Origin of the sequence: Marinobacter sp. ES-1 (genome assembly GCF_000475255.1) — a bacterium.
GTDB lineage: Bacteria > Pseudomonadota > Gammaproteobacteria > Pseudomonadales > Oleiphilaceae > Marinobacter > Marinobacter vinifirmus.
On the sequence record NZ_AXBV01000096.1, the window covers coordinates 190,445 to 215,097 of the forward strand.

The 24,653-nt window shown below is 61.2% G+C and carries 21 protein-coding genes; 8 read left to right on the forward strand and 13 right to left on the reverse strand.

The annotated features are described in order from the left end of the window. Positions 1–101: 101 nt before the first annotated feature. The gene (locus Q668_RS15585; RefSeq protein WP_022990566.1) at positions 102–770 is read left to right on the forward strand and encodes a DNA-3-methyladenine glycosylase I; all 669 of its coding nucleotides are present in this window, start codon (positions 102–104) and stop codon (positions 768–770) included. 30 nt (positions 771–800) lie between these two features. Here Q668_RS15585 and Q668_RS15590 read toward each other — a convergent pair whose 3' ends face one another. The 9 genes from Q668_RS15590 to Q668_RS15630 all read right to left on the reverse strand — a co-directional run bounded on the left by Q668_RS15590 (position 801) and on the right by Q668_RS15630 (position 9,924). Next, complete coding sequence (locus tag Q668_RS15590; RefSeq protein ID WP_022990567.1) at positions 801–1,484, reverse strand: VIT family protein; 684 nt, start codon at positions 1,482–1,484, stop codon at positions 801–803. Positions 1,485–1,546: 62 nt separating this feature from the next. Then, the gene (locus Q668_RS15595) at positions 1,547–3,295 is read right to left on the reverse strand and encodes an ArnT family glycosyltransferase (protein WP_022990568.1); all 1,749 of its coding nucleotides are present in this window, start codon (positions 3,293–3,295) and stop codon (positions 1,547–1,549) included. A 10-nt stretch (positions 3,296–3,305) separates the two neighbouring features. Then, positions 3,306–3,974, reverse strand: a complete 669-nt coding sequence (locus Q668_RS15600; protein ID WP_022990569.1) for a TVP38/TMEM64 family protein — start codon at positions 3,972–3,974, stop codon at positions 3,306–3,308. 1 nt (position 3,975) lies between these two features. Next, entirely contained in the window at positions 3,976–4,743 is a 768-nt protein-coding gene (locus Q668_RS15605) for a glycosyltransferase family 2 protein (protein ID WP_022990570.1), read from the reverse strand. An 89-nt stretch (positions 4,744–4,832) separates the two neighbouring features. Next, on the reverse strand, positions 4,833–6,245 hold the full coding sequence (locus tag Q668_RS15610; RefSeq protein WP_022990571.1) for an ATP-binding protein: 1,413 nt from the start codon (positions 6,243–6,245) through the stop codon (positions 4,833–4,835). Then, a complete protein-coding gene (locus Q668_RS15615) occupies positions 6,242–6,928 on the reverse strand; it encodes a response regulator transcription factor (protein ID WP_022990572.1) in 687 nt (228 codons plus the stop codon). Before Q668_RS15615 ends, Q668_RS15610 begins: the two co-directional genes overlap by 4 nt. A 24-nt stretch (positions 6,929–6,952) precedes the next feature. After that, positions 6,953–8,500 (reverse strand): ArnT family glycosyltransferase, encoded by a 1,548-nt coding sequence (locus Q668_RS15620; RefSeq protein WP_036220244.1) that lies wholly within the window; start codon positions 8,498–8,500, stop codon positions 6,953–6,955. Beyond that, positions 8,484–9,491 (reverse strand): glycosyltransferase family 2 protein, encoded by a 1,008-nt coding sequence (locus Q668_RS15625; protein WP_036149969.1) that lies wholly within the window; start codon positions 9,489–9,491, stop codon positions 8,484–8,486. The genes Q668_RS15620 and Q668_RS15625 overlap by 17 nt, the downstream gene beginning before the upstream one ends. Continuing rightward, positions 9,463–9,924: a GtrA family protein gene (locus Q668_RS15630; RefSeq protein ID WP_227498376.1), complete on the reverse strand. Its 462-nt coding sequence runs from the start codon at positions 9,922–9,924 to the stop codon at positions 9,463–9,465. Before Q668_RS15630 ends, Q668_RS15625 begins: the two co-directional genes overlap by 29 nt. A 295-nt stretch (positions 9,925–10,219) precedes the next feature. Between Q668_RS15630 and Q668_RS15635 the strand changes: the two genes are divergently transcribed. From Q668_RS15635 to Q668_RS15665, 7 genes are all read left to right on the forward strand, one after another. Further along, on the forward strand, positions 10,220–10,807 hold the full coding sequence (locus tag Q668_RS15635; protein WP_413771528.1) for a thermostable hemolysin: 588 nt from the start codon (positions 10,220–10,222) through the stop codon (positions 10,805–10,807). Next, entirely contained in the window at positions 10,791–12,983 is a 2,193-nt protein-coding gene (locus Q668_RS15640; protein WP_022990576.1) for an AMP-binding protein, read from the forward strand. Before Q668_RS15635 ends, Q668_RS15640 begins: the two co-directional genes overlap by 17 nt. After that, positions 12,970–13,752 (forward strand): SDR family oxidoreductase, encoded by a 783-nt coding sequence (locus tag Q668_RS15645; RefSeq protein ID WP_022990577.1) that lies wholly within the window; start codon positions 12,970–12,972, stop codon positions 13,750–13,752. Before Q668_RS15640 ends, Q668_RS15645 begins: the two co-directional genes overlap by 14 nt. Beyond that, positions 13,749–14,369: a tetratricopeptide repeat protein gene (locus tag Q668_RS15650; protein ID WP_022990578.1), complete on the forward strand. Its 621-nt coding sequence runs from the start codon at positions 13,749–13,751 to the stop codon at positions 14,367–14,369. The genes Q668_RS15645 and Q668_RS15650 overlap by 4 nt, the downstream gene beginning before the upstream one ends. A 155-nt stretch (positions 14,370–14,524) precedes the next feature. Next, positions 14,525–15,391, forward strand: coding sequence for an MBL fold metallo-hydrolase (locus tag Q668_RS15655; RefSeq protein ID WP_022990579.1), 867 nt, complete (start codon positions 14,525–14,527; stop codon positions 15,389–15,391). Between the two features lie 7 nt (positions 15,392–15,398). Continuing rightward, positions 15,399–17,120 (forward strand): SulP family inorganic anion transporter, encoded by a 1,722-nt coding sequence (locus tag Q668_RS15660; protein ID WP_022990580.1) that lies wholly within the window; start codon positions 15,399–15,401, stop codon positions 17,118–17,120. An 84-nt stretch (positions 17,121–17,204) separates the two neighbouring features. Beyond that, entirely contained in the window at positions 17,205–17,864 is a 660-nt protein-coding gene (locus Q668_RS15665; RefSeq protein WP_022990581.1) for an energy-coupling factor ABC transporter permease, read from the forward strand. Here Q668_RS15665 and Q668_RS15670 read toward each other — a convergent pair. The 4 genes from Q668_RS15670 to Q668_RS15685 all read right to left on the reverse strand — a co-directional run bounded on the left by Q668_RS15670 (position 17,861) and on the right by Q668_RS15685 (position 24,651). Next, positions 17,861–19,963: a GGDEF and EAL domain-containing protein gene (locus Q668_RS15670; RefSeq protein ID WP_022990582.1), complete on the reverse strand. Its 2,103-nt coding sequence runs from the start codon at positions 19,961–19,963 to the stop codon at positions 17,861–17,863. The genes Q668_RS15665 and Q668_RS15670 overlap by 4 nt on opposite strands. 250 nt (positions 19,964–20,213) lie before the next feature. Further along, positions 20,214–20,747, reverse strand: a complete 534-nt coding sequence (locus Q668_RS15675; RefSeq protein ID WP_022990583.1) for a response regulator transcription factor — start codon at positions 20,745–20,747, stop codon at positions 20,214–20,216. Then, positions 20,740–22,014: a sensor histidine kinase gene (locus Q668_RS15680; protein ID WP_022990584.1), complete on the reverse strand. Its 1,275-nt coding sequence runs from the start codon at positions 22,012–22,014 to the stop codon at positions 20,740–20,742. Before Q668_RS15680 ends, Q668_RS15675 begins: the two co-directional genes overlap by 8 nt. Before the next feature lie 63 nt (positions 22,015–22,077). Then, a complete protein-coding gene (locus Q668_RS15685; protein WP_022990585.1) occupies positions 22,078–24,651 on the reverse strand; it encodes a PEP/pyruvate-binding domain-containing protein in 2,574 nt (857 codons plus the stop codon). Positions 24,652–24,653 lie beyond the last annotated feature (2 nt).

A 24,653-nucleotide genomic window follows, 5' to 3' on the forward strand; every position in this document is an offset into this window, starting at 1 on the left:
AAAGTCTCAAAAAAGGTACTAAAGGTCTCATTTTGGGTACTATGAGTCCCTTTGTGAGACTTCTTTTTGTGTTTTGACAGCTCTGCCTTTTGGAGAGTGCTATGAACTTTACTGAATTCTACAACGTCGCCCTCGCCCGCAAAGGTGGTGAGCAGGCCCTGCAAGCCCTGCTGCCGCCGGTGGTGGAGAAAAGCCGGCTGGCGGAGGTGAGTGACGACCGCTATCTGTCGGAGATGACTCGCTGCATTTTCAAGGCGGGGTTTGTCTGGCGGGTCATCGAGAACAAGTGGCCGGATTCTGAGGCGGCGTTTGACGGTTTTGTTCCGGCCTACTGGCAGCAAGTGCCACCGGAGGTGCTGGAACGGTTGGCGGCGGATGAGCGTATCGTCCGCAACATGCAGAAAATCCGCACCGTGCCGGAAAACGCCCGGATGATCATGGATGTGGCGAAAGATCACGGCAGCTTCGGGCAGTTTCTCGCTAACTGGCCGGGTGATGACCAGGTGGGCTTGTTGCTTTACCTAAAGCGTAACGGTGAGCGGCTGGGCGGTAACTCGGCCCAGTACTTTCTTCGCCGAGTGGGCTGGGATGGTTTTATCCTGTCCCACGATGTGGTTACCGCTCTTACCCGAGCCGGCATTCTGGATGCCTCTCCTGCCAGCAAGAAAGGCCTGACCCAGGCCCAGCAGGCGTTCAACCAGTGGCACCAGGAAACCGGGTTGCCGGTGAGCCATTTGTCGCGGATTGTGTCGTTTACGGTGGATAATTAGCCAGACGGGACACGAGGGCTCGCCGGGTTTTCAGCCGGCGACGACACCAAAAAGCGCACCAATGCCCGCAGTAAGCGCCATGGCGAGCGCCCCCCAAAACATAACCCGGATGGTGCCCCGCATGACACCCGCACCGCCGGCCCGGGCGGACAGGGCACCAAGGCCTGCGAGGAAAATCAGTGAACTCACCGATACCGCGCCGAGAACCAGACTGACCGGAACCAGCAGAAGTACAGTCAGGGGCAGGGCTGCACCAACGGCAAAGGTGGCTGCCGAGGCCAGGGCTGCCTGCACGGGTCTGGCGGTAAGGGCATCCGTAATACCCAGTTCGTCCCGGGCGTGGGCACCCAGGGCATCGTGCCTGGTTAACTCGGTCGCCACTTGCTGCGCCAGCTCCCGGCTCAGACCGCGAGCGCGGTATATACCCGCCAACTCTGCCAGCTCTGACTCAGGGTCCGATTCAAGTTCCTGGTGCTCGCGCTTGAGATCGGCCTGTTCGGTATCAGCCTGCGAACTGACCGACACATACTCGCCGGCGGCCATCGACATGGCACCCGCCACCAGCCCCGCTACCCCGGCAACAAGAATGGCCTCTTTGCTGGCTCCGCTGGCCGCGACCCCAAGCACCAGGCTGGCGGTAGACACAATGCCATCGTTGGCGCCCAGAACGGCGGCCCTCAGCCAGCCAGTTCGGTGAACTCTGTGATTTTCCATCTATCATGGTCCGTGTGTAGGGAGTGCATGAGGCAACATAGCACACAGGAATCCTGGCGGGTTTATTTCAGCCAGGTTCCCGGTTGTCGGGTGGTGAAGCGCAACACGGACGCCGGAGGCTCGCACTCCGGTTTCAGGTGGTTGTCGCTCAGCAGCAGGAAGTTGTCCCGGTGAGCCGTGCCAATGGTTTTTGCGCCGTCAGTGGTGAAGCAAGACAGGGCATGCCGATCGGCCACAATCAGATAGCTATCCGGCGTCTCCCTCATCCAAAGCCAGGCATTCCGATCTTCCTGTTCCAGTGAACTGAAGAAGCTGAAATGCGTGAAATCGCGCTTTGAGAAAAGGATAAACTGTTCCCGAAAATCAATCATGCCGATCTGGCCCCCGGCTGGCGCGATCTGCTCTGCCGCCGCCAACACATTCCTGGGGGTGCGCAATGGCTCGAGAATCCGATAACCCCAGGTGGTGAATACCAGCCAGCTCAGCATCAGGGCAACGAACCAGCGCCCAAGAGCCTGGGAGCGCCAGAGCGCTACGAGGCTCACCAGCCAGATAAGCCCGAGGGTGAATAGCAGGCTGCCGGCTTCGTGCAGTCGGGCAGGATCCTGGGTGTAGTCGGCGACTTTTTCCACCAGGCGGGGGAGATCGTTCCAGGCCATCACGCCAATGCTGACCAGGGCGGCACCCAGCAACAGGTGCAGGCCGGTCATGGCCGGCCCGAACCAGCGTGCCGGGCGTTGTCCGCTCAATGCCGGAGCCAGGCTCAGGGCCAGTGCTGGCAGAGCCGGGAGCACATACACCCCGCGTTTGCCCGGGCTCAGGCTGAAAAACGCCACCACCAACACCACCCACGCCAACAGGACCAGGACTTCCGGACTGTGCCTGAGGGCGTTCCGAACGGGCTGCAACAGCGCCAGGAGCAGGAGTGGCAGCGGAAACCAGAGTGAGGGAATCACGCTGGCGAGGTAGTAATACCAGGGCTGAATGTGCCCCCAGGAATCGGCATAGCGCTCACCGGTCTGTTTGAACAGAATGTTGTCGCGATAAGCCAGGGCTTCATCGGTGCCAAGGTGATTGACTGCCAGAACCATCGGCACCAGCCAGGCTGCCACAACGGCCAGCATGACCAGGGGCCCGAGGGCGCAGCGCCAGCGGAGTGTGCCCTGAAATTGAGAAGTGTCCCGCAGTTTCAGAGCCAGTATCGGAATGAACAGCAAGGCGGGAAGAAAGCCAACCCCTTTGGTAATAATGCCAAGCCCCATAAAGGCCCAGGCCACGAAATACCAGCGCCAGGACGGCTGAACAAAAAAGTGCCGGATCAGGCCGTAACAGGCCACCATAACCCAGCAAGCCACCATGGCATCGATCTGGGCACGCTGGGCTTGAATCAGGAACTGGGGCGCCAGCATCAGCAACAGGGCGGCGGTTGCGCCGGTGCGTTGATTCCACAGGCGCGTGCCCAGATCGAAGACCAGCCCCAGGGTCAGCAGGCTGCAGAGGGCATTGGGTAAGAGAAAGGCGATCTTGAGATTGCCGGTCAGCCAGTAGAAGAACGCAATCGCCCACATGAACACCGGCGGCTTATCCGGGTACAGCTCACCGCCCCGCATGGGTAGCAGCCACTGCCCTGATTCCACCATCTCACGGGCGATCTCCGCAAAGCGGGGTTCGTCAGCAGGCCATGGCGAGCGCAAGCCCATGCCCGAGAAAATGACAACGGCGGCAAAGGCCAGGAGCAGCCAGAGTAATCGGCTGCGTGGCAGGTCGAACAGGCGTTCAGGTAACTGACGTAAAAACGGAGTTGCAAGCATAAACGGGAACTCAGGATGGCTCAGACACGGACCGGGCCAGAGACTGGTTGCGTTGACTGTGGTAGAGGAATGCCCCAATCGCTGATGCCACGGCAAAAAGAACGGCACTGACCAGCAGCTGGGTTGCGTCGGTTTGACCGATACCGGCACCGGCCAGGGCGAAGATCACCATTTGCGGAACATAGCCAATGACACTGCCGGTTATAAACGGCAGAAAACGAATGCCGGAACAGCCGGCAATCAGATTGGTGGCCAGGTTGCTGCCGACGGGCAACAGGCGGATCATCAAAATTTTCAGCAGGGTCTGTTCACGGAAGAGTGCGTCAAAGCGGTTGAGCCTGCGCTGGAAGCGATTGAGCAAGGGGGCTCTCAGCAGCAAGCGGGCGGTGAAAAAGCAACCGGTGGTGCCGAGGGCCGTCGCCAGGGTGGAGAGAATCGTGCCCTGCAGGCCGCCCACGGCGAATCCCATGGCCAGTGCCAGCAGTTGTCGGGGCGCGCCAAGCCCGGTGTAGAAGGCGCCTCCGAGCGTGACGGCCAGTAATCCCTGCAGACCGTGTTGTTCAAGGTACCCGGCGATTCTGGCCTGATCTGTGATTAATCCAAACCAGCCGTAGTGCACGGCCCCATAACCTGTCAGAACCAGGCCTGCAAATGCCAGCCAACGAACACCCTTGATCATCTCAGGCCTGCTCGGATGTCGGGAACTCAGCGTGGCTGTCGGCCGGCGCTGCAATGCGGGGCACGCGGGTTCGGCGAATCAGCCACATCACCCCGATCATGTCGATCACACCGGCCCAGGCCCGATTCCAGGCGGTGTATTTGGAGATGCCCGCCGTGCGGGGGCGATGATTGACTTCCACCACGGCAATCTCACCATTCAGACCCTTTACCAGCGCCGGAATAAATCGGTGGGCGTGGTCAAACCATGGCAGTTTCAGGAACGTCGCTCTGGGAAACAGCTTGAGCCCGCAGCCGGTGTCGGGTACCCCATCGTGCAGAAAGACATTGCGCACCTTGTTGGCGAAGCGGGATTGGAAGCGTTTCCACGAGGTATCTTTGCGGTTCTTCCGATAACCGGCAATGCAGAAATCGGTAGCACGGATGCCGTTGGCTTGTTGCAGAAGCGCCGGTATGTCCGCGGGGTCGTTCTGGCCGTCGCCGTCCATGGTCACGATCAGTTGACCCCGTGCGCGGTGGACGCCCGTTGACAGTGCGCCACTCTGGCCGATGCTCTGTTCATGTCGAACCGTGACCAGTTGCCCGCCAAGCCCCTCGGCGGTGCGACGGGCAATGGCCAGTGTCTGGTCATTGCTGCCATCATCCACGACCACTACCTCAAAGCCCGGGTAATCCCGCATCACCGTGAAAGCCTCGGTCAACAGGTGTGCGATATTATCCTGTTCGTCTTTGGCCGGAATCACCAGCGAGAGGGTACGAGGTTGCACCATTGCGTCTGTCTCCCTGAAAGAACCGATGGATCATCGCTGTCGATGATCCAGTCCGGGAGGTATTATTGGCCTGGAACCTTAAATGAACCTTAAGGGCGGGGCTGGCTTGCTGCGTACCGGGCGGGTAGCCAAACGTTGACGCAGAGCCCGCTTTCGCCATCCGCACGGTCGGTCAAAACCAGGTGGCCATGATGCAGCTCGGCAATCCGTCGGGCGATTGCCAGGCCCAGCCCGGCGCCGCCTCCTTTGCGCTGGTCCAGCCGGACAAACCGGCTGAGCGCCCGTTCACGTTCTTCGGGGGGAATGCCCGGGCCTTGGTCGCATACCGAGATGGCATAGCCGTCGCCGTCTGGCGCCAGGCGGGTAGTGATCAGGGTGTGCGCCGGGCTGTACTGAATCGCGTTGGCCAGCAGCGAGCGCATCAGGGTATTGATCAGCGCGCTGTGGCAGCTGATCAGCGATTGCCCAGCCTCATCCTCGAGTACCGGCTCGATGTGCTTTTTCAGGGCCAGTGGTGCCACGTCGGCAATGCTCTGTTCGATAATAGCCGAGAGGTTATGGTACTCCGGCGTGAAATCCGTGCCGGCGTCGACCCGGTTCAGTAACAACATTTGCTCCACCAGGTAGACCATTCGGTCGACAGACTGAATCAGGTCGCCGTAATGCTCCGGGTTGTCGCCGTAGACTTTCTCCAGGTTCAGGCGCAGCGCGGTCAGAGGAGTTCGCAGCTCGTGGGCGGCATCGGCGGAGAACCGGCGTTCCCGTTCCAGGGCCTGGTTCAGGCGTTTCAGCAGGCCATTTACGGCGTGCACCAGCCCGGCGACTTCTTTCGGCGCCTGGCGGTCGTCCAGAGGGTGAATTTTCTCCGGTGCCATATTGCGAACGGACTTCTCCAGCTTTCTCAGGGGCTGGAAACTGACCTGAATGGCGGTCAGCACGGATAACCCCAGCAGGGGCAGTGCCAGCAGGAATGGCAGCACGTTGCCCAGGGCAATCTCCTGGCTCAGCTCATCCCGAACGTCTTCCCTCTGAGCCGTACGAATCCAGAAGCCGGTGGCGGGATCCTGCAGGGTGAAGGTTCGCCACTGGTAGCCCGCAGCCTCTTGCCAGGCAAATCCCGGCTCCAGGCCCTGGGTGTCGTTGGCCCGAAGTGTGTCCAGAACCGGCTGCTGATCTGGTGACCAGACCTCAAAGGCTATTTTCCGTTCGTACTTGTGGCCAGCGCCGTCCGGCAGGATTTCGTCTTCCTCTTCATCGCCCTGAAAGACGGCGTCGGGTAACTCCAGGGTTCTGGACAGGGTAATGGCCAGCTGATCAATGGACTGAGTGCCAGACAGGTGCTCCACCAGCCCCTGCACGATGCGGGTGCTCTGGGCCAGTTCGGCATCAAACAGTTCTTCCAGCTGATGGTCGCTGACGTAAAAGCCCCAGCCGGCGGCAATCAGGGTAATCAGGAAAACGGTGCTGGTAATCAGCAGGATCAGCTTGCGGGTCAGGCTCATGCGCTTTCATCCTCGCCCGCTGCAGCCTTGCTGTCGAGCAGGTAGCCTACGCCACGCACGGTGCGGATGGTCTGTTTGCCCACCCGCCGGCGCAGGTGGTGAATGTGTACTTCCAGAGCGTTGCTTTCGGCGCCCTGATCCCAGCCATACAGCTGTTCTTCCAGGCGCCTGCGGGTGGCTACCTGGTCGGGGTGGCGCATCAGGTGGTGCAGAATCTGCAGTTCGCTGCGCGGCAGCACGGAGGCTTCGGTGCCGACCTGTAGCTTTCCTGACTCCGGATCCAGTATCAGTCGGCCGACTCTCAGTCCGTCGGCCCGGGTGCCGGAGCCCCGGCGCGTAACGGCCCGGATGCGGGCCTTGAGTTCGGCCATGGCGAAGGGTTTGGTCAGATAATCATCGGCCCCGGCGTCCAGGCCTTGAAGCTTCTCAGTCAGGTCGCTGCGGGCGGTCAGAATAATGATCGGCAGGTCGATTCCCTGTTCCCGCACCCTCCGGACGATATGCAGGCCGTCGACTCGGGGTAATGTCAGGTCCAGAATGGCCAGGTCAAAACTCTCGTTGAGTAAGGCATTGAGGGCCTGCTGACCATCATCCAGCCAGTCCACGGTATTCTGGCCGTCCCGCAGCATGCTCAGCATGGTGTTGGCCAGTGGGTGATCGTCTTCGGTTAGAAGTATGCGCATTTGGCTACGCCATCCGGTTGGTTTTTAGCTCAAAGGTTGCTGGTGTTTTTCAGTGTAATGGAATGCGGGCAATTTGCGGTCCGAATTACTGTTCCCAGCCGTATTGTTGGTCATCGGTTCCAGCAGGAACAGCTTGTAACGCCGGTTTTCGTCGACCGGATCGGTAATCTGCTGCAACTGGCCAAGTAAGTCATGCTGGTTTTTTCCCACGGCCACCGCCAAAGGTCGCCGCAGAGTTCCATTCGCGAGCTGAAGACGAAGACTTTCGACGTCAATGCTATCGGCTCTGCCTGCGCTGTAAAACCTGGCCGAAAATGGCGGTTCGCCGGTGTACACAAGCCTGGCCGATGAACGCCCGGCCAGCTGGCTGGCGGTCATCACCAGCTCCCGTTCCGTTTTCAGTTGCTCCGGATGCAGGTAGACCCAGCCGCTGGCCAGGGTGCCGAGCACGGGGATGAGCAGGCTGGCCGCTACCGTGGGGCGCGGCAGGCGCTGGCCGGTGTCTGGTGTCAGTAATCCCGAGGCAAGCACGGCCACAAAGGGCAGCCCCGGCAGCACATAGGTCCAGAGTATGTTGCCAGCCAGGGTAAAGAATAGGGCCGGAGCTAACGCCGCCAGCACCACCAGGGTGCTGACGTTGTGTTCGCCACTAAGCCAATGCTGCAGTTTGTGAACACCGCGCCAGTGGTGGCGGACCATCCCGGCCATCGCAGCCAGCCCCCAAGGCATGCTGGCAAGCACCAGATAGAGCCAGATAGTGCCCCGGGGGAAATCGTGGGCGCTGCCGTACAGATCACCCTGCCAGCCGCTGACCACAAAACGCTTGATGTGCTCGCCGACAATGAAGTAATCGAGGAAGCCAGGTGTCTTCAGCTCCGCCAGAACATACCAGGGGGCTGAAATCAGCAGGGTCAGGGCCAGGCCGCGCACCCAGGGCAGGCTGTGCCAGAGGGGCCGCCAGCGGTTGAAGGCGAGCGCCCAGAGGAACACCGGCAGGCCAGCCAGCACCAGAACCAGTGGTCCCTTGGCCAGCAGGCCAGTAGCCAGGCCGATGAAGAACAGCCAGCCCCAGAGCGGCGGCCCCCCCTGCAGGCGAATGATCAGGCTCACCAGTGTCAGGCTGGTGCCAAGGGCCAGGAATGAATCTGTCATTACCGTGCCGGCAGACAGAAAGCCCAATGCCGTAGTGGCGTAGATTAACGCAGCCCAGAGCCCTTGAGTTTTGGCTCCGTGGCCGAGCGGGTCGGGGTGCAGGTAGCGACGCAGGTTGTAGACCAGCCAGACGATGCCGACATTGGCCAGCCAGGAGGGCAGTCGGCCGGCGAATTCGCTGACGCCGAACAGCTTGAACGACAGTGCCTGAGTCCAGAACGACAGGGGCGGCTTGCCCCAGAAAGGCACACCAATATCGAACCAGGGGGTTATCCAGTCGCCGGTTTCCGCCATAATCCGCGCCATCTCCGCGTAGCGGGGCTCGGTGGTGTCCGCGAACGGCAACAAGGCAGACAGGCCGAGCCTGGCAGCAAGCACCGAGACCAGCAGCCACAGCAAGGTGTTACTGATTCTGGTCATGGCCGGCCACTCGCAGCATGGGTTGTATGTAAGTCATGGTCTCCTGACTATCTTCCGCCACGATAAAAACCGGGCGTTGCTTGGTTTCCATATAGATGCGCCCGATGTATTCCCCCAACAAGCCGACACACAGAAGCTGGACGCCGGACAGGAAGGTGATCATGGCAATCAGGGAGGCATAGCCCGGTGTTGAAATGCCGAAGGCCAGCGCCCGGATTACCTCCCAGAGGCCAACGGTGCCGCCTGCCCCCGCGGCCAGTAAGCCCAGCACAAGGGCCAGTCGCAGTGGTCGGGTCGAGAATGAGGTGATGCCCTCCATGGCCAGGTGTACGAGTTTCAGGTAGTTCCACTTGGTGCTGCCTGCGATTCGGGGGTCGCGATCGAATTCCAGGGTTACGGTGGGCATACCGACCCAGGCAAACATGCCCTTGAGGTAACGGTTGCGTTCCGGAAGCCGGTTCAGGGCCTCGACCGTGCGCCGGCTCATCAGCCGGAAGTCGCCGGTATCGACCGGAATCGGAGAATCGCTGATCCGATTGATCAGACGATAGAAAAGGCTGGCCGTGATGCGTTTAAGCCAGCTTTCGCCGGCCCGGGATCGGCGTTTCATCAGCACGACATCGGCCCCTTTGCGCCATTCGGCAAGCATGTCGGGAATCAGTTCGGGGGGATCCTGAAGGTCTGCATCCATAAGCACCACGGCCTCGCCGCGGGCGTGCTCCAGGCCGGCCGAGACTGCCGCCTCCTTGCCGAAGTTTCGGGACAACTGCAAGACACGGATTTCTGGCTGCCGTTGCCTGGCGGCCATCAGAATGGCGACCGAATCATCCCGACTGCCGTCGTCGACAAACAGCAGCTCAAAGCTGCCGTCGAGCTTTTGCCCGGTCGTCCAGAGTCGAGCCAGCAGGGCCGGGAGCACTTCAGCCTCGTTGTGGACCGGAATAACTATGCTCAGCATAGGTTCAGGGGAGCTTGAGCGTTGTTTTTTCATGGAAAACAAACCTCTTGGCAAAGAAGTAATTGGCAACCGTGACGAGTGCCGTGGCCAGGAACTGTGCTGACAGGACTTTGAGGCCAGCCAGGCTGAGAACGGAGAAGCTGAAAAGGTTCAGGGTCCAGCCCAGACTGGCTGCCGCCAGGTATCGCGGCATCGCGACTCGGTGCGGCAGGTTCGAGGCAAACGCGTACTGATGCTGGGCCACGTAGTTGAAAACCAGTCCGGCCGTGGCTCCGGTTGCTGTTGCTAGCCTGGGGTCAAGCCCGGCCTGAACCAGCAGGCCCATCATCAGCCAATGCAACAGCGTGGCCAGTCCGCCGGCTGCAAGGAAACGGGCAAGTCGGCGTTGAAAAAAATGGCGAGCTTTGGGCATAGGTGTTTGCGTCTGTGTCGATTGTTTTCGGGATAGCCCCGAGGTTGGCCGCAATCTACCCCTCCTTTCTTAAGTGAGCCTTAACCGTGCAGGCACAGAAACCTTAAGGCGCTCTTAAGGTTTCTGTGGTGCCGTCTTAAGACTGGTTTAAGCCAGCCTTTCTAATCTGTCAGCCATGACCCTGCGTCCGTCTGGGCCAGGAAAAGCAAGCAGAGAGAAGGCAGCCATGACTGATCCGTTAACAATGTCGACCTGTTGTCCTCCGGATTCCGGGGAGTTGGTTCCGGCCGTCCGTTGTGCTGGCCGGTGGTTTTGCGAAATCCAGTCCAACACGCCATTGGCCCACACGGTGTCGGATTTCATTCGGCGCCGCTTCCTCCACGCGTACGGGGCCGAGCCTTCCCTGCGTATTCCACGGCTTCTGGCCCTGACAACCGCTCAGGGAACGCTGCTGGCCGCCGTTGGCGTGCGCAATGCGGAACAGGAACGGCTTTTTCTGGAGGATTACCTGTCGGTGCCGGTGCAAACACTGATGCCGGAACCGGGAACAAGGCGCAGCGGTATTGCCGAAATTGCCCACCTGGCCGGGGTGGAAGCCGGGGTCAGCCGCTATCTGTTCGCCTCGCTCTCAGTGTGGTTGGATGCTGCCGGCTATGACTGGGTGGTGTGTACCGGTACCGACCAGTTGCGCAACAGTTTCCATCGGCTCGGCATCGCCACGCAGGTGCTGGCGGATGCCGACCCTTCAAAATTGCCGGATGGCGGCGCTGGTTGGGGTCGCTATTACGACCATCATCCGGTGGTGATGACCATCAAGGTCGCTGATGGTATGGCGGCCTTGCGCACCGCCGGCTTGCTGAAGCTGGTGCAGCCGGTTGTTGCGGCCGAGTATAAACCGCAGGCGGACCTGGGAGGTGCCTATGGCCGCCTTGCCTGATCTCCTGTCTCAGCGGGTCCGGCAACATCCGGAGCGCATTGCACTGCAGGGGCCAGACGCCAGTTTCAGTTATCAGCAGCTATGGCGGGCGGCGCAGTTGGTGGCCGAACAGTTGCGAAACCTGGGTGTTAAACGCATCGGGTTGTGTGGCGTCAACACCCCGGCCTGGGTGGTGGCGGACCTTGCCTGCCTGATGGCAGAGGTGGTGTGTGTGCCGGTGCCGGTGTTTTTCTCCAAAAGCCAGACCGAGCACCTGATTCAGCGGGCAGGGCTGGATGCCCTGCTGTTCAGTGCCGAGGCCGAACAGGCGGAGGCGATTGGCCAGGGTGTTTGGTTGCGGCACCTGCCGGTGTCTGCGGGTGCGGCCTGGATGCCGGAACACACCGCCAAGATTACCTTCACCTCCGGCAGCACCGGTACCCCTAAGGGCGTGTGCCTGTCGGCGCAGCAGATGGCTGCGACCGCTTGTGCACTGCAACAGCGGCTTGAAGGTGTGACGTTACAGCAACACCTGTGCATCCTGCCCCTGGCGACCCTGCTGGAGAACATTGCCGGGGTATACCTGCCCCTGCTGATGGGTGCCACGGTGACGGTTGCCCCGCTGCAAACCCTGGGCATGACTGGCAGCAGCGGCCTGGAACTGGGCCAGCTGGTGGCCGGCCTGAATCAGCACCAGCCCCATTCGGTGATTCTGGTGCCGGAGCTGGCCATGGCGCTGGTCAATGCCGCCGAGCAGGGTTCGCTGGCTACGGATTCGTTTCGTTTCCTGGCCGTTGGTGGTGGCCGGGTTTCACCGGATTTGCTGGCCCGGGGACGGTCGATCGGGTTGCCGCTGTACGAGGGCTACGGCTTGTCCGAGTGTGGCTCGGTGGTGGCCCTGAACGTACCGGGCGCGGAGCGGGAGGGCACTGTGGGCCGGCCGCTTTCGCATGTACAGGTTCAGGTGGATGGCAATCGGCGGATTCTGGTGCGGGGCAACACCCATCTGGGTTATCTGGGCGACGAGCCCGAAGATGATGGCTGGCTGGACACCGGAGACCTTGGGGCGATCAGCCCGGAGGGCTTCCTGGCTGTTAACGGCCGCGCCAAGAACCTGATCATTACCAGTTTTGGTCGCAACATCAGCCCGGAATGGCTGGAGAGCGAGTTGGTACAGGCCGTGGGCGCCGCCCAGGCCGTGGTGTTTGGTGATGGCGAACCACAGCCCAGCGCCTTGCTGGTGGTTCGGGATGGTCGTGGCCCGGACACGTTGCGGGCCGCCCTGACGGCACTCAATGCCGGTTTGCCCGACTACGCCCGCTTGCAAGCCGTGTACATCCGCCGGCAACCCCTGACCCAGGCCGAAGGCCATATCACCGCCAACGGCCGCCCGGTGCGGCATCAGATTCAGGCTGACCTGCCCGTGCTCATGGCTGAAGCCTTTCCCCTTTTTATGAATCTTTCTGTGCCTGCGGGCACTTCTCCCCAACAGACAACGCCAGGAGTCTCCAACATGGCATTTTTTGACCGACTGCAATCCGAAACCGAACAGGCCCGGGCCCATGTCACCGGAGCCCCGGTGATTCAAGCCATCCAGGAGGGTCGCTTTGACCTTGAAGGCTACACCTGGTTTCTGACCCAGGCCTACCACCACGTGAAACACACGGTGCCGCTGATGATGGCCTGCGGCGGCCGGCTGCCCGAGCGGCTGGAGTTTGTGCGCAAGGCGCTGGTGGAATACATCGAGGAAGAATACGGCCACCACGAGTGGATCCTGAACGACCTGGAAGCCTGTGGTGAAGACAAGGAAGCCATCCGCCATGGCCAGCCGGATACCTCCATCGAGCTGATGGTGGCTTACCTGTACGACCGCATCCAGCGCGGCAACCCGGCCGCCTTTTTCGGCATGGTTCAGGTACTGGAAGGCACCTCCATCGAACTGGCCACGCCGCTGGGCGAAGCCATCCAGAAGCAGTTGGGCCTGCCTGACCAGGCCTTCAGCTATCTGTATTCTCACGGCGCACTGGACCAGGAGCACTTCGAGTTTTTCCGCAACCTGATGGACAGCATTACAGATCCGGACGACCAGCAGGTCATCATCGAGTCGGCCCGCATGGTGTATCGACTTTACGGCGACATGCTGCACAGCATTCCGCTGCCGGCCAGTAACAAGGAGCAGCGCCATGAGGCTGCATGACCGAACCTTTCTGCTGCTGGGCGGCACTGGCGGCATTGGCCAGGCCCTGATCAGCCCCCTGGTGGAAAGTGGTGCCCGGGTGATTGTGGCGACCCGCCATCCCGAGCGGCTGGAAAAGCGCGCAGGCGTTTCCCCGGTGCACCTGGAGCTGGCCAGCCTGGAACTGGACCGGCAACTGCAACAGCTGACCGAGGTGTATCCGGATATTGATGGCGTGATCCACTGCGCCGGCCAGAACCGCTTTGCGGCGCTGGAGGGCATGGCGGTCAGCGACCTGGACGCCCAGCTCATGGTCAACCTGCGTTCCGCCATGCTGGTCGCCCGGCATTTTGTCCCGCGGTTCCGTAAAGCGGGGATGGGCGGCCTGGTGTTTGTGGGTTCCACCTTCGGCAGTATCGGGTTCCCGGGCTACACCGCTTACTGTGCCAGCAAATTCGGCCTGCGCGGCTTTACCGAAGCCCTGCGCCGGGAGCTGGCGGATACCCCGGTGCAGGTGGTGTACGTGGCCCCCAGGGCGACCGCCACGGCCATGAACCCGGAGCCGGTGAACGAGTTGAACCGGGCGCTGGGCAATGCCATGGACGCTCCGGAAACCGTGGCGGCCCAGATTCTTCAGGCCATGGAAAAGGATGAGCGCCGGCGCTTCCTGGGCTGGCCGGAAAAACTGTTTGTGGTGATCAACGGCATCCTGCCGAAGATGGTGGATAAAGCCATGTTGAAACAACTGCCGGTCATCCGGCGCTTTCTGGATTCAGGAGCAATGTCATGAAGTGGATAGCAATGATGTTGGCCAGTGTCCTGGCCATGCCTCTGTGGGCTCAGGACATACAGGCTGAGCTGGTGCACATTCAGCAACGCTGGGCCGAGATCCAGTATCAGTTGCCCGAGGACGACAGGGAAAAGGCGTTTGAAGCACTGGCCAGGGACGCTGAGACCTTTGTCGCCGATTACCCGGGCCGGGCGGAACCGCTGATCTGGCAGGGTATTGTGCTCAGCACCTACGCTGGCGCCAAAGGCGGTCTGGGGGCCCTGGGGTTGGTAAAAGAGGCCAGGGCGTCACTGGAAGCGGCACTGGAGATTGATCCAGAGGCACTGGATGGCTCGGCCTACACGTCTCTGGGTAGTCTATACTACCAGGTGCCGGGCTGGCCGCTGGGGTTCGGGGATGACAGCAAGGCCCGGAGTTACCTGCAAAAAGCCCTGGCGATCAACCCTGATGGCATTGATGCCAATTATTTTTTCGGGGATTTTCTGCTGGATCAGGATGAGCCGGAGCGGGCGCGGGTGTACCTGGAAAAAGTACTGTCGGCGCCAGGCAGGCCGGGCCGTGAGCTGGCAGATGACGGTCGCCGCCGAGAGGCCACACAGCTTCTCGGGCAACGCTGAGCAAACACCCTGCCGAGTGCCGGAACGTGTTCCGGTGCCCGGTGTGATGCATCGCACTTATCGCCTATATAAGAAAACAGAATTTCACCTTATATATCGTTTCAGTATATCCTTAGATCAAATCATAGATATCGGCGACATCAAAGGTGAATACCATGACCCAGCCTATCGTTCAGCATTTCTTCGACGAACCCACCAATACCTTCAGTTACGTGGTGCGTGATCCGGACAGCCAGGCCTGTGCCATCCTGGATTCGGTGCTGGATTTCGACTACGCCGCCGGCCGCACCGACGTGCGCTCCGCAGACGAGATCATTCAGTACGTGCGTGATAACGACCTGCGGGTTGAGTGGATTCTGGAAACCCACGTGCACGCGGACCACCTGTCAGCCGCACCCTATCTGCACGAAAAGCTGGGTGGCAAGACCGGTATTGGCGCAAAAATCGTCGACGTTCAGGAAATCTTTGGCAAGGCCTTTAATGCCGGGACCGAATTTGCACGCGATGGCAGCCAGTTCGACCAGCTGTTTGAGGAAGGCGATACCTTCACCATTGGCAACCTCGAAGGCTATGTGCTGCACACTCCGGGCCACACACCGGCGTGCCTGACCTACGTTATCGGCGATGCCGCCTTCGTGGGCGACACCCTGTTCATGCCGGACTACGGTACTGCCCGCTGCGATTTCCCGGGTGGCGATGCCCGCACACTGTACCAGTCGATCCAGAAGGTACTGGCGCTGCCGGAACAGACCCGCATTTTCCTGTGCCACGATTACAAGGCGCCGGGTCGGGATGAGTACCACCACATGACCACGGTGGCTGAACAGCGTGAAGCCAATGTGCATGTCCACCAGGGCATTTCGGAAGACGAGTTTGTGAAGATGCGTACTGAACGGGACGCCACCCTTGATATGCCCCGGCTGATTCTGCCTTCTGTTCAGGTGAACATGAGGGCCGGGCACATGCCGCCGGCGGAAGACAACGGTCAGGTGTACCTGAAAGTTCCGGTTAACCGGTTCTGAGCCGGGTATGAACCTGAAACGCTACTTGCCCATTCTGCAATGGGCGCCGCGCTACAGCCGCGATCAGGTCACCAGTGATCTGATCGCGGCTGTGATCGTCACGGTCATGCTGATCCCGCAGTCGTTGGCCTATGCCCTGTTGGCAGGCCTGCCTGCCCATGTCGGGCTCTATGCCAGTATCCTGCCCCTGGTGATCTATGCCGTGTTTGGTACCAGCCGGACATTGTCTGTCGGGCCGGTAGCCGTGGCTTCGTTGATGACCGCGGCCGCTCTGGCGCCACTGGCTGAGGCCGGTACGCCGGAATACCTCGCCGGAGCCGTTCTGCTGGCGGTGATGTCGGGCCTGATGCTGACGGTAATGGGGGTGATGAAGCTTGGCTTTATGGCCAATTTCCTCAGCCACCCGGTAATCTCGGGATTTATTACCGCATCGGGGATTGTGATTGCGGCCAGTCAGCTCAAGCACCTGTTTGGTATCCAGTCGTCCGGGCACAACCTGATCGATATTGTCGGATCGTTGTTCGGCGCTCTGGGTGATACCAATATGCCTACCCTTCTGGTGGGCACCGGGGCATTGTTGTTCCTGACCTGGTCCCGCCGTTACCTGAAACCGGTGCTGAAGAGGCTGGGGCTGGCACCGCGCGCGGCAGACATCATTACCAAAACTGCACCGATCCTGGCGGTGGTGGTGACCACCCTGGTGGCCTGGGCCCTGAGACTGGATGAGCAGGGGGTAAGGCTGGTGGGTGACATACCCTCTGGCTTGCCTGTTTTCACCATGCCCAGCCTGGATCCGTCCCTGTGGTCCCAGTTGGCGGTAAGCGCCCTGCTGATCAGTGTGGTGGGCTTTGTGGAGTCGGTATCGGTAGGCCAAACCCTGGCCGCCAAGCGCAGGCAGCGCATCGACCCGGACCAGGAACTGATCGGGCTGGGAACCGCCAATCTGGGCTCCGGATTCTCCGGTGGCATGCCGGTAACCGGTGGCTTCTCCCGCTCGGTGGTCAATTTTGATGCCGGCGCGGAAACACCGGCTGCGGGGGCTTACACGGCTGTAGGTATTGCCCTGGCTACCCTGTTCCTGACTCCGGCTATCGCCTGGTTGCCCCAGGCGACGCTGGCAGCAACCATTATCGTGGCGGTGGCAACACTGATCGACCTACCGGCGCTGGTGCGTACATTCCGGTACTCCCGTACCGATTTTGGCGCCATGCTGGCGACGATTGTGCTGACACTGGCCCACAGTGTGGAGGCGGGGATTATCGCCGGGGTGGCGTTGTCTATCGGGCTGTTCCTGTTCCGGACCAGCCGGCCCCACAGTGCCGTGGTGGGCCTGGTGCCGGGTACCGAGCATTTCCGCAATGTGTTGCGCCATGACGTGGAACTGTGCCCGAAGGTAACCTTCCTGCGGGTAGACGAGAGTCTGTACTTTGCCAATGCCCGTTTCCTTGAGGAAACAGTGATGGACCTGGTCAGCCGGGAGCCGGAGCTGACAGACCTGGTGCTGGTGTGCCCCGCGGTTAACCTGATTGATGCCTCGGCGCTGGAAAGCCTAGAAGCCATCAATGAGCGCCTGCACGATGCCGGCGCAAGGCTGCACCTGTCTGAGGTGAAAGGCCCGGTGATGGACCGGCTCAAGGGCACGGAGTTTCTTGAGCACCTGGGCGGTGGCGTGTACCTGAGCACCTATGAGGCCTGGCAGGCACTCACCAACCGGCCGGCGATCGCATGATCTGAGCGTAGTGATCCCATTGACCGGCGCGGGGGTATGTTGAACACTGCCCCCGTATTTCATGCCAGCAACCGGTGACCGCCGATGGGAATGACCGACAACCTGCTCTCTACTGGCCAGTGGCTGTTTACCGCCCTGTTGTTTGTGCTGGTTCTGATTGCCGCCCTCCGGTCCGTGGACTGGCGGGCCTTCCGCAACGATGACGCGGCCCAGCACACGCTGTTTGGCGCTGCGGTGGTGTTGGGGTTTGTCTGGCAGTTAAGGGCGGGGATATCGCCCGGGCTGGCCATTCATATTTTCGGTATCACTGTGATTACCCTGATGGTGGGCTGGGCCCTGGCAGTGCTCGCCGGCCTGCTGGCGCTGGTGATTACGGTGATCACCGGGCGCGAACCGCTGATGATGTTTGCCGCCAACGGCCTGGTCACTGTGATGGTGCCGGCCCTGGTGAGCCACGGCATCATGCTGTGGGAGCGTCGGCGTAACTTCCGCAATTTCTTCGCTTATATCTTCTTTTGCGGGTTCTTCGGTGCCGGGCTGTCAGTGGCGGCGGCCGGGGTGGTGATGTGTTTGCTGCTCTGGACCAGCGGAGCCTATAGTTTCGACATGCTGGTGCACGAATACCTGCGCTACCTGCCGTTGTTCATGATTCCCGAAGGCTTTATCAACGGCGCCTTTGTGACCGGGCTGATGGTGTTCCATCCCGACCGGTTGAGCACCCTGGACCAGCGCCGGTATCGTTAGCGGGGCGGCTCCGGCTGGGCCTTGCAGGTGGCGTTCTCGCGCCACATGGCCAGCCAGGGCAGCACCTCGGAAGCCGGCATTGGCCGGGCCACAGCATAGCCTTGCACCAGGTTGCAGCCCATGGCCATGAGCGCTTCGGCCTGGGCCATGGTTTCCACGCCTTCGGCCAGGGTCGGTTTCTCGAAGCGCTGGGCCATGAAAATCACACTTTCCACAATCGCCCGGTCGCTGTCGTCCTGCAGCATGTCGCGGATGAAACTCTGGTCGATCTTGATCATGTTGATCGGCAGGGTGCGCAGGTACGTCAGGGATGAGAACCCGGTTCCGAAATCATCCAGGGCAACCTGGAGGCCCAGGGTCTGGCACTTTGCCAGTACGTTCTCGGCGCGCTGAATGTCTTCCAGGGCGGTGGATTCCAGCACTTCCAGTGTGATCTGTTCCGGATTTACCTCCGGGTGGCTCTGCAGGTAGCTTTCCAGGTAGTGTACAAAGCTCCGATCCATCAGGTGCGGTGCGCCGATGTTAATGCTCACCGCAAGCTGCTCGCCGGCCTCGTTCCACAGGTTCATCTGGTGGATGGCTTCTTTCAGCACCCAGCTGCCCAGCGGTACTTCCAGGTGGCTGTTCTCTACCGCAGGCAGGAACTCCCCGGGCGTGGTCAGGCCCCTGGCCGGGTGGTTCCAGCGGATCAGGGCTTCAAAGCCCACGACCTGGTAGTCTGCCAGCCGCACCTGGGGCTGGAAATACAGTTCGAATTCGTTGTGCTCCAGCGCATTGCCGATTTCCACCAGCTGGTTGCGGCGCTGGCGCCGGAAGGCGTCTTCACCGGGGTCGAAAATATGGAACTGGTTACGGCCTTTTTCCTTGGCTGCGTACATGGCCTGGTCGGCGTGGCGGATCAGGCCTTCGGCGTCGGTGTTGTCGTCCGGATAAATGGCGGCGCCCAGGCTGGCGGTGACCGTAATAAAGGTATCCGCCACCGGAATCGGCTGACTCACTTCCGCCAGCAGTCGCTGATAGACGATTTCCGGGTTGTCGCTCTGAACCAGGATGACAAACTCGTCGCCGCCGATCCGCGCGATGGTGTCGCCCCGTCGCAGGCTGTGGGCCAGGCGGTCGGCCACGGTTTTCAGGGCCTTGTCGCCGGCGTCGTGGCCGAATTCGTCGTTGATGGCTTTGAAACCGTCAATGTCCAGGTAACACACCGAGAGCGAACGTTTCTGGCGGTCGGCGTGCTGGCGGGCCGTGCGAAGACGTTCCACCAGCAACTGCCGGTTGGGCAGGCCGGTGAGTTCATCGTAGTTAGCAGCCCGGTCCAGGTCCCGGGCATGGTTTTTCAGGGCGGTGATGTCGGAAAACGACGCCACGTGGAAATATTGCCCCGGCTCCTCCAGGTGAACCCGGCTGACCGACAACAACTCCACATATTCCTCACCATTCTTGCGCCGGTTCCACAGCTCGCCACGCCAGAAATCGTTTTGCTCGATAGAGCGCCACATGGACTGGTAGTAGGCCTTGGAGTGCCGGCCGGAGCTGAGAATGTTCGGGTTCAGGCCCAGCACTTCTTCCCGGCTGTAGCCGGTGATGCGGGCGAAGGCCGGGTTCACATCCATGATGCGGTTGTGCTTGTCGGTGATCAGGATGGCCTCGTGGCTGCGGTCGAATACGCTGGCGGCAATGCGCAGGCCCCGCTCACCGTGCTTGCGGTCGGAAATATTGGTCTGGATGATGACAAAACCCGGGTCTACGCCCTCTGCTTTGCCGATCGGCATGCTGCAGGTGTGTACCCAATACGGGGTGCCGCTGGCGGTGTAGTGCAGGATGTCTTCTTCGAAGGGTTCGCCGTTGGCGAAGTGCGCCCGGATGCGGGCGACGGTTTCCTTGTCGGTGCCGGTTCCGGGTAACAGGTCAAACGGCTTTTTGCCCCGGATATCGGTCAGGGGGTAACCGGTATGGGCCTCAAACGCGCCGTTTACCCATTCGATGCGGGCCTCGCCATCCAGGATCAGCACCATGTTGCTGGTGGTGGTGGCCACCAGTGCCAGCCGGGCCGGGGAAATATCAGCAGTTGGTGCGATGTGTTCGGGACCTTTGGGCATCTCGGGTAAATCCGGTAATTGGCGGTTGGCTCTCCTCCCTGTGAGTGCGCCGGAAAGTATAGCAATCGCAATCAGTTTAACCGTCCGTAGAGGCCGAGATGGCCGCAGTGACAGTCAGCGGATTATCCATTTATTGCAAAAGTCAGGCGCCGCGCAATCCTAGCGTATACGCGAATTGCGGGCATTACACATTAGTCTGACGGAATTGATGTCGGTCAAAATCGTGTGGATTGAATAGCTTGCGTTGGGGTTATTGGCGCCAGCGGGAGTGTTTTTGCAGCTTCCGTTGCAGGGTGCGGCGATGCATGTTCAGGGCCCGGGCCGTCGCCGAGATGTTGCCCTCGTGCTCATTCAGCACCCGCTGGATGTGTTCCCATTCCATTTCTTCCACCGAGGGTGGCTCCGGGCGCAATTCAGGCGGGGCTTCCAGTGGTTCAAAACCACTGATCAGCTGTTGAACGGTCACCGGTTTGCACAGGTAGTTGGCAGCACCCCGGCGCATGGCCTCCACGGCAGTGGCAATGCTGCCGTAGCCGGTGAGCACCAGTACGTCCAGGTCCGGGTTGGTGTCGAGAAGTTCCGGCAGCAACTGCAGTCCGCTCTCGCCGGCCAGGTTCAGGTCGAGCACGCAGCGGCGGATGTTGTGGGCATCCAGCGCATCCAGGGCGCTGTCGTGGTTGCTGGCGGTGATGGCCTCGATACCCTGCCGGGCCAGGGAGCGGCTCAGCACCTGCAGGAAGGCCTGGTCGTCATCAACAATCAGCCACTGTTCCTGTTCAGACATATTCCGGCTCTCCTGCAGTGGATGTCACGGTCTGCGGCAAATCGATCACCATGGTGGTTCCGGTGTTGCCGGTTCGGGCTTTCAGGTTGCCGCCCAGCCGCTGGATGGTGGCATTAGACAAAAACAGGCCAACTCCCAGACCGTTCCTGGAATCAACAATGTCCTCGCCGGGTGCCCCGGCCAGGGCGGCCTCCAGCCCTTCACCGTGGTCTTCGACCACAATCTCTATGCGGCCGTTATCGGTTTGCCGACTGCTGACTGCTACCCACTGGGGGCTGGCGGTCAGGGCATTGGCCAACAGGTTCAGGATGGCCTGGTCGAGGGTGGCGTCGACCGCAATGCGGGTGTCGGGATGATCCTTTGCCCACTGGATAGGACCGGACGGCCACAGCAGGGTGGCGGATTCCCGCAACCGGGCCAGCCACTCACGTACAGGCAGGGTTTCCAGTTGGGCGGTCCTGGCTTCTACGGCAGTTTTGGTGAGCTGCTGCAGGTGGCTGCTGCACAGCATCACCTGCTGGCCCATCATGTCCAGGTCTTCTTCCAGCTCCGGGTTGCCCTGGCCGCTGTGGGAACGGATTTCGTCCAGTAGCAAGGTCATGGTGTTCAGTGGCGTGCCGAGCCGGTGTGCAACCGCCGCCGCCGAGAGGCCAAGGGCGATTACCTGCTCATCCCGCAACCGGTTTTCCCGAAACCGGGACAGCTGGCTTTGCTGGTGTCGCAGGCGACGGGTCAGGGTGCCCACCACTAGCAGCAGAATGCCGGCGGTCAGGGCAAAGGTTACCCACATGCCGACAAGGTGTAGCTGGGCCAGGTCGCCACCGTGGTGATCGTGCACCACCGGGGTGTGCCAGATGACCAGGGCGGTGTACACGGCAATGCCGGTGAGCGTTAGCGCAATACTCTGGCGGGTTGGTACCAGGATAATGGCCACGGCAATGGGCAGCAGCAACACCGACACCAGCGGATTGGTATAGCCACCGGTGTAGAACAGCCAAAGACCGATCAGGATCAGGTCCGTGGCCAGGGTCAGGCTGACCGGAACCGAGGATTCGGGCGGTTTGCGGTTGAACCAGAGCCAGCCAAGGGTGGCCAGCACGCCGTACAGCAGGCAAACCAGCAGGGCCTCGGCCCGGTGCGCCAGGGTGATGACGGATTCGGCAACGGCAATAGCCACCAGTTGCGTGGTGATGATGGCCAGCCGCATGCCCAGCAGGTAGCGGGCAGCCTGGCGAAAACCGGTCTGAGAGTGAGTGAGCCATTCCATGAGGGCATTCTAGCAGCAAGCGGCTGCGGCGCACCTGAACAACGTGCGACCTTTTGTCAGGGGTCAATCGGTGAAATAACACACCAGTTGCTGGCTGACCACATCGCCGGTCAGTTGCAGCTGGCCCCGGGTGATGTGATGGACTTCCACGGCTTCTGCAGCTTGCCCAGCCATTCCTGAAAGCTGGCAGGGTGGCAGGCGATCAGGGTGGTACTGGCAGTGGGCGGTATCCGGGAACAGGGCCGCATAGGCTATGCCGGTTTCCACCAGGTCCTGGAAGAAATGCGAACCGTAGGACAGGTCCGGCACCATGTCGCCGGCGTTTTCTGACACTTCCACCAGCGCGGCCACGCCGGCAATGTCGGAAAACCGCACCGGAACACCCAGTTCCGGGCTGCTGGTGCCCCAGCGACCGGGGCCGACCAGCATCGTGGGTTCGGCCGAAGCCCGCACGGTTTCACCGACCAGCCGTGCCACCTCGTAACGCTCATTGGTATTCAGGCCGGCATAGATGGCGGCGTTTACCCGGATCACCCTTGTGATGGCCAGGTTGATGTTGCCGCCCATGAAATGGCCCCGGGTCCGGAACAGCAGCCGGGGCTCGGGCAGCGGGTCCGGAATCTGCACCGGGCCGGTTTCGCCAATGGTGGCCAGGGGGCGGCATTGCACCAGGTTGAAAGACGGCTCTCCCTCGGCATTCAGATGCAGGGTAAATTCCACATCCACCGGATGCCGGTAACCGGCTTCCAGGGTGGCCAGCAGGCTCGATAGCCGGTTGATAAACCGGCTGCCCTGCACCAGTGGCCGGAAGGTTAGGCGCCAGACCGGGCCATCAAGGCCGATCTGCTCGGCCCTGGCGGTGGCGTCCCGGTCGATTTCGGCAAGGTGGTTCATGGGCAGGTTTGGCGCAGATGGAAGCATCTGGCTCAGGGGCCGGGTTTCGAGGCCCCCGGTTTCCAGGTCCAGCAGGTCCACCAGGTGCTGGGAGAACCGGAAGCTTTCGTCCTGGTTGCGGAACGGTTGCCGGGTGGGATGGTCCAGTGCCATCACGCAGGCGTGGTCGCCTTCAATACGGTCCACCGCCCGGGTGCCCAGGCCCATCACCAGTCGCACCATGCCGGCTTTCGGGTCCATGTTGCTGTCCCAGGCAAAGGTGTTGCGGGACACCCCCACGCCGGCAGCATCCGGCAGGTAATAGCGGTTGTGGAACCGGCCGTTTACCCGCTGGATCAGCAGTGCCATGGGTTCTTCCCGCTGGTCCAGGCCCAGCTGTTTGCGGTACACCAGCGCATCTGTGCTCATGGACGATGCATACACCTGCCGGATGGCATCTTCCAGCGCGGCCAGTCGCTGTTCGGGCGAGCCCTGGTTGACCAGGAATACGCTGTCGTACTTGCCCGCAAAGGCATTGCCGAAACCGTCTTCCTGCAGGCTGGATGAGCGCACCAGGATCGGGTACTGGCCGTAGTGGTCCAGCAGGCGCTCCAGGTCGGCCCGGATTTCATCGGGAAAGCGGCCTTCCAGAATACCGTTTTGCAGGGCCGGGGCTTCTGCCAGGTAACCGGTGGCGGAGCGCTGGCGCATGATCGCCGGCCACAGGCCGTTGTGCACCAGGAAGGCATAGTAGGCATCGGTGCCCAGATAGCTGGAGTCGTGGGGTTCCAGCATCTCCTGCCATTGTTGCGGATCGTCTTTCAGCAGGATGTTCCGGGCAATCAGCATGCCCGTGGCCTTGCCGCCAATATAGCCGCTGCCCACCAGCCGGCCGCGGATGGCCAGCAGGTCTTCCAGCGACAGATAACGGCGGGCCAGTTCCAGTATCTGCGGGTCCCGGCTGACCAGAACCTGCAGCACCTGCTCCTGCAGGTTGGCAATGGCGGCGGGATCGTTTTCGGACAGGGCCCGGCTGGCGTCCTGGAACAATCGGTCCCAGTAATCCAGAAGGGGCTGCCGGTGCAGGCTTTCCTGTTCCAGGCTGGCCTGTAGCCGGGTGGCATCGCTGCTGTCGGTAATCGGGCAGAACTGGCCGTTATGCTCCCGGTGGGGCAGGAACATGGTGGGTGATTGCCGGCGCCAGGCCTTGATTGGCTGTACCTGCACATTGTCGCCATGGCGGCGAACGTCCAGCATTACCTGGGTGGTCTGGCGGATTCTGTCCAGGGTCATCCGGGAGTGGCGCTCCGGGTGAAGGGCAAACCAGGCAACGGTGTCCAGCTCGAACAGAAACGGACACACCACCCGGAAGAAATTACCCACCATGGCGTCGGTGGCCCAGGCATTGAGCAACTCGCTCAGGCTGTCACAGACATAGAACGCGCCGCGACCGTGTTGCTCGATCAGGTGCCAGACCCGGCTGGTGAAGCTTTCAAACCCGCCAAGGGCGTCGATTTCGATCGTGCGAACGGCAGGGTGGTTTTCAATGATTGGCGGATGGTCGCCAAACCGGAGGTAGAGAATCTGCCGGCCGGCATCGGCGGCGGCATCAACGAAGGGAAGGACGAATCGGCGATAGTCATCAAGGTGGGAGACCCGCCAGACAACGTTATCGCCGATTCTGAGGTAATCCAGAACCTCGTCCAGTCCGGCCAGACCGGTAGATACCCGGTCTTCGGACTGGCGAGGTTCTTCGCCGTTCATGG

What these genes read in the sequence shown, in the direction of transcription:
- Q668_RS15585 (WP_022990566.1), top strand. Translation starts at nt 102, where the DNA reads ATGAACTTTACTGAATTCTACAACGTCGCCCTCGCCCGCAAAGGTGGT.
- Q668_RS15590 (WP_022990567.1), bottom strand. Translation starts at nt 1,484, where the DNA reads ATGGAAAATCACAGAGTTCACCGAACTGGCTGGCTGAGGGCCGCCGTT.
- Q668_RS15595 (WP_022990568.1), bottom strand. Translation starts at nt 3,295, where the DNA reads ATGCTTGCAACTCCGTTTTTACGTCAGTTACCTGAACGCCTGTTCGAC.
- Q668_RS15600 (WP_022990569.1), bottom strand. Translation starts at nt 3,974, where the DNA reads ATGATCAAGGGTGTTCGTTGGCTGGCATTTGCAGGCCTGGTTCTGACA.
- Q668_RS15605 (WP_022990570.1), bottom strand. Translation starts at nt 4,743, where the DNA reads ATGGTGCAACCTCGTACCCTCTCGCTGGTGATTCCGGCCAAAGACGAA.
- Q668_RS15610 (WP_022990571.1), bottom strand. Translation starts at nt 6,245, where the DNA reads ATGAGCCTGACCCGCAAGCTGATCCTGCTGATTACCAGCACCGTTTTC.
- Q668_RS15615 (WP_022990572.1), bottom strand. Translation starts at nt 6,928, where the DNA reads ATGCGCATACTTCTAACCGAAGACGATCACCCACTGGCCAACACCATG.
- Q668_RS15620 (WP_036220244.1), bottom strand. Translation starts at nt 8,500, where the DNA reads ATGACCAGAATCAGTAACACCTTGCTGTGGCTGCTGGTCTCGGTGCTT.
- Q668_RS15625 (WP_036149969.1), bottom strand. Translation starts at nt 9,491, where the DNA reads ATGAAAAAACAACGCTCAAGCTCCCCTGAACCTATGCTGAGCATAGTT.
- Q668_RS15640 (WP_022990576.1), top strand. Translation starts at nt 10,791, where the DNA reads ATGGCCGCCTTGCCTGATCTCCTGTCTCAGCGGGTCCGGCAACATCCG.
- Q668_RS15645 (WP_022990577.1), top strand. Translation starts at nt 12,970, where the DNA reads ATGAGGCTGCATGACCGAACCTTTCTGCTGCTGGGCGGCACTGGCGGC.
- Q668_RS15650 (WP_022990578.1), top strand. Translation starts at nt 13,749, where the DNA reads ATGAAGTGGATAGCAATGATGTTGGCCAGTGTCCTGGCCATGCCTCTG.
- Q668_RS15655 (WP_022990579.1), top strand. Translation starts at nt 14,525, where the DNA reads ATGACCCAGCCTATCGTTCAGCATTTCTTCGACGAACCCACCAATACC.
- Q668_RS15660 (WP_022990580.1), top strand. Translation starts at nt 15,399, where the DNA reads ATGAACCTGAAACGCTACTTGCCCATTCTGCAATGGGCGCCGCGCTAC.
- Q668_RS15665 (WP_022990581.1), top strand. Translation starts at nt 17,205, where the DNA reads ATGGGAATGACCGACAACCTGCTCTCTACTGGCCAGTGGCTGTTTACC.
- Q668_RS15670 (WP_022990582.1), bottom strand. Translation starts at nt 19,963, where the DNA reads ATGCCCAAAGGTCCCGAACACATCGCACCAACTGCTGATATTTCCCCG.
- Q668_RS15675 (WP_022990583.1), bottom strand. Translation starts at nt 20,747, where the DNA reads ATGTCTGAACAGGAACAGTGGCTGATTGTTGATGACGACCAGGCCTTC.
- Q668_RS15680 (WP_022990584.1), bottom strand. Translation starts at nt 22,014, where the DNA reads ATGGAATGGCTCACTCACTCTCAGACCGGTTTTCGCCAGGCTGCCCGC.
- Q668_RS15685 (WP_022990585.1), bottom strand. Translation starts at nt 24,651, where the DNA reads ATGAACGGCGAAGAACCTCGCCAGTCCGAAGACCGGGTATCTACCGGT.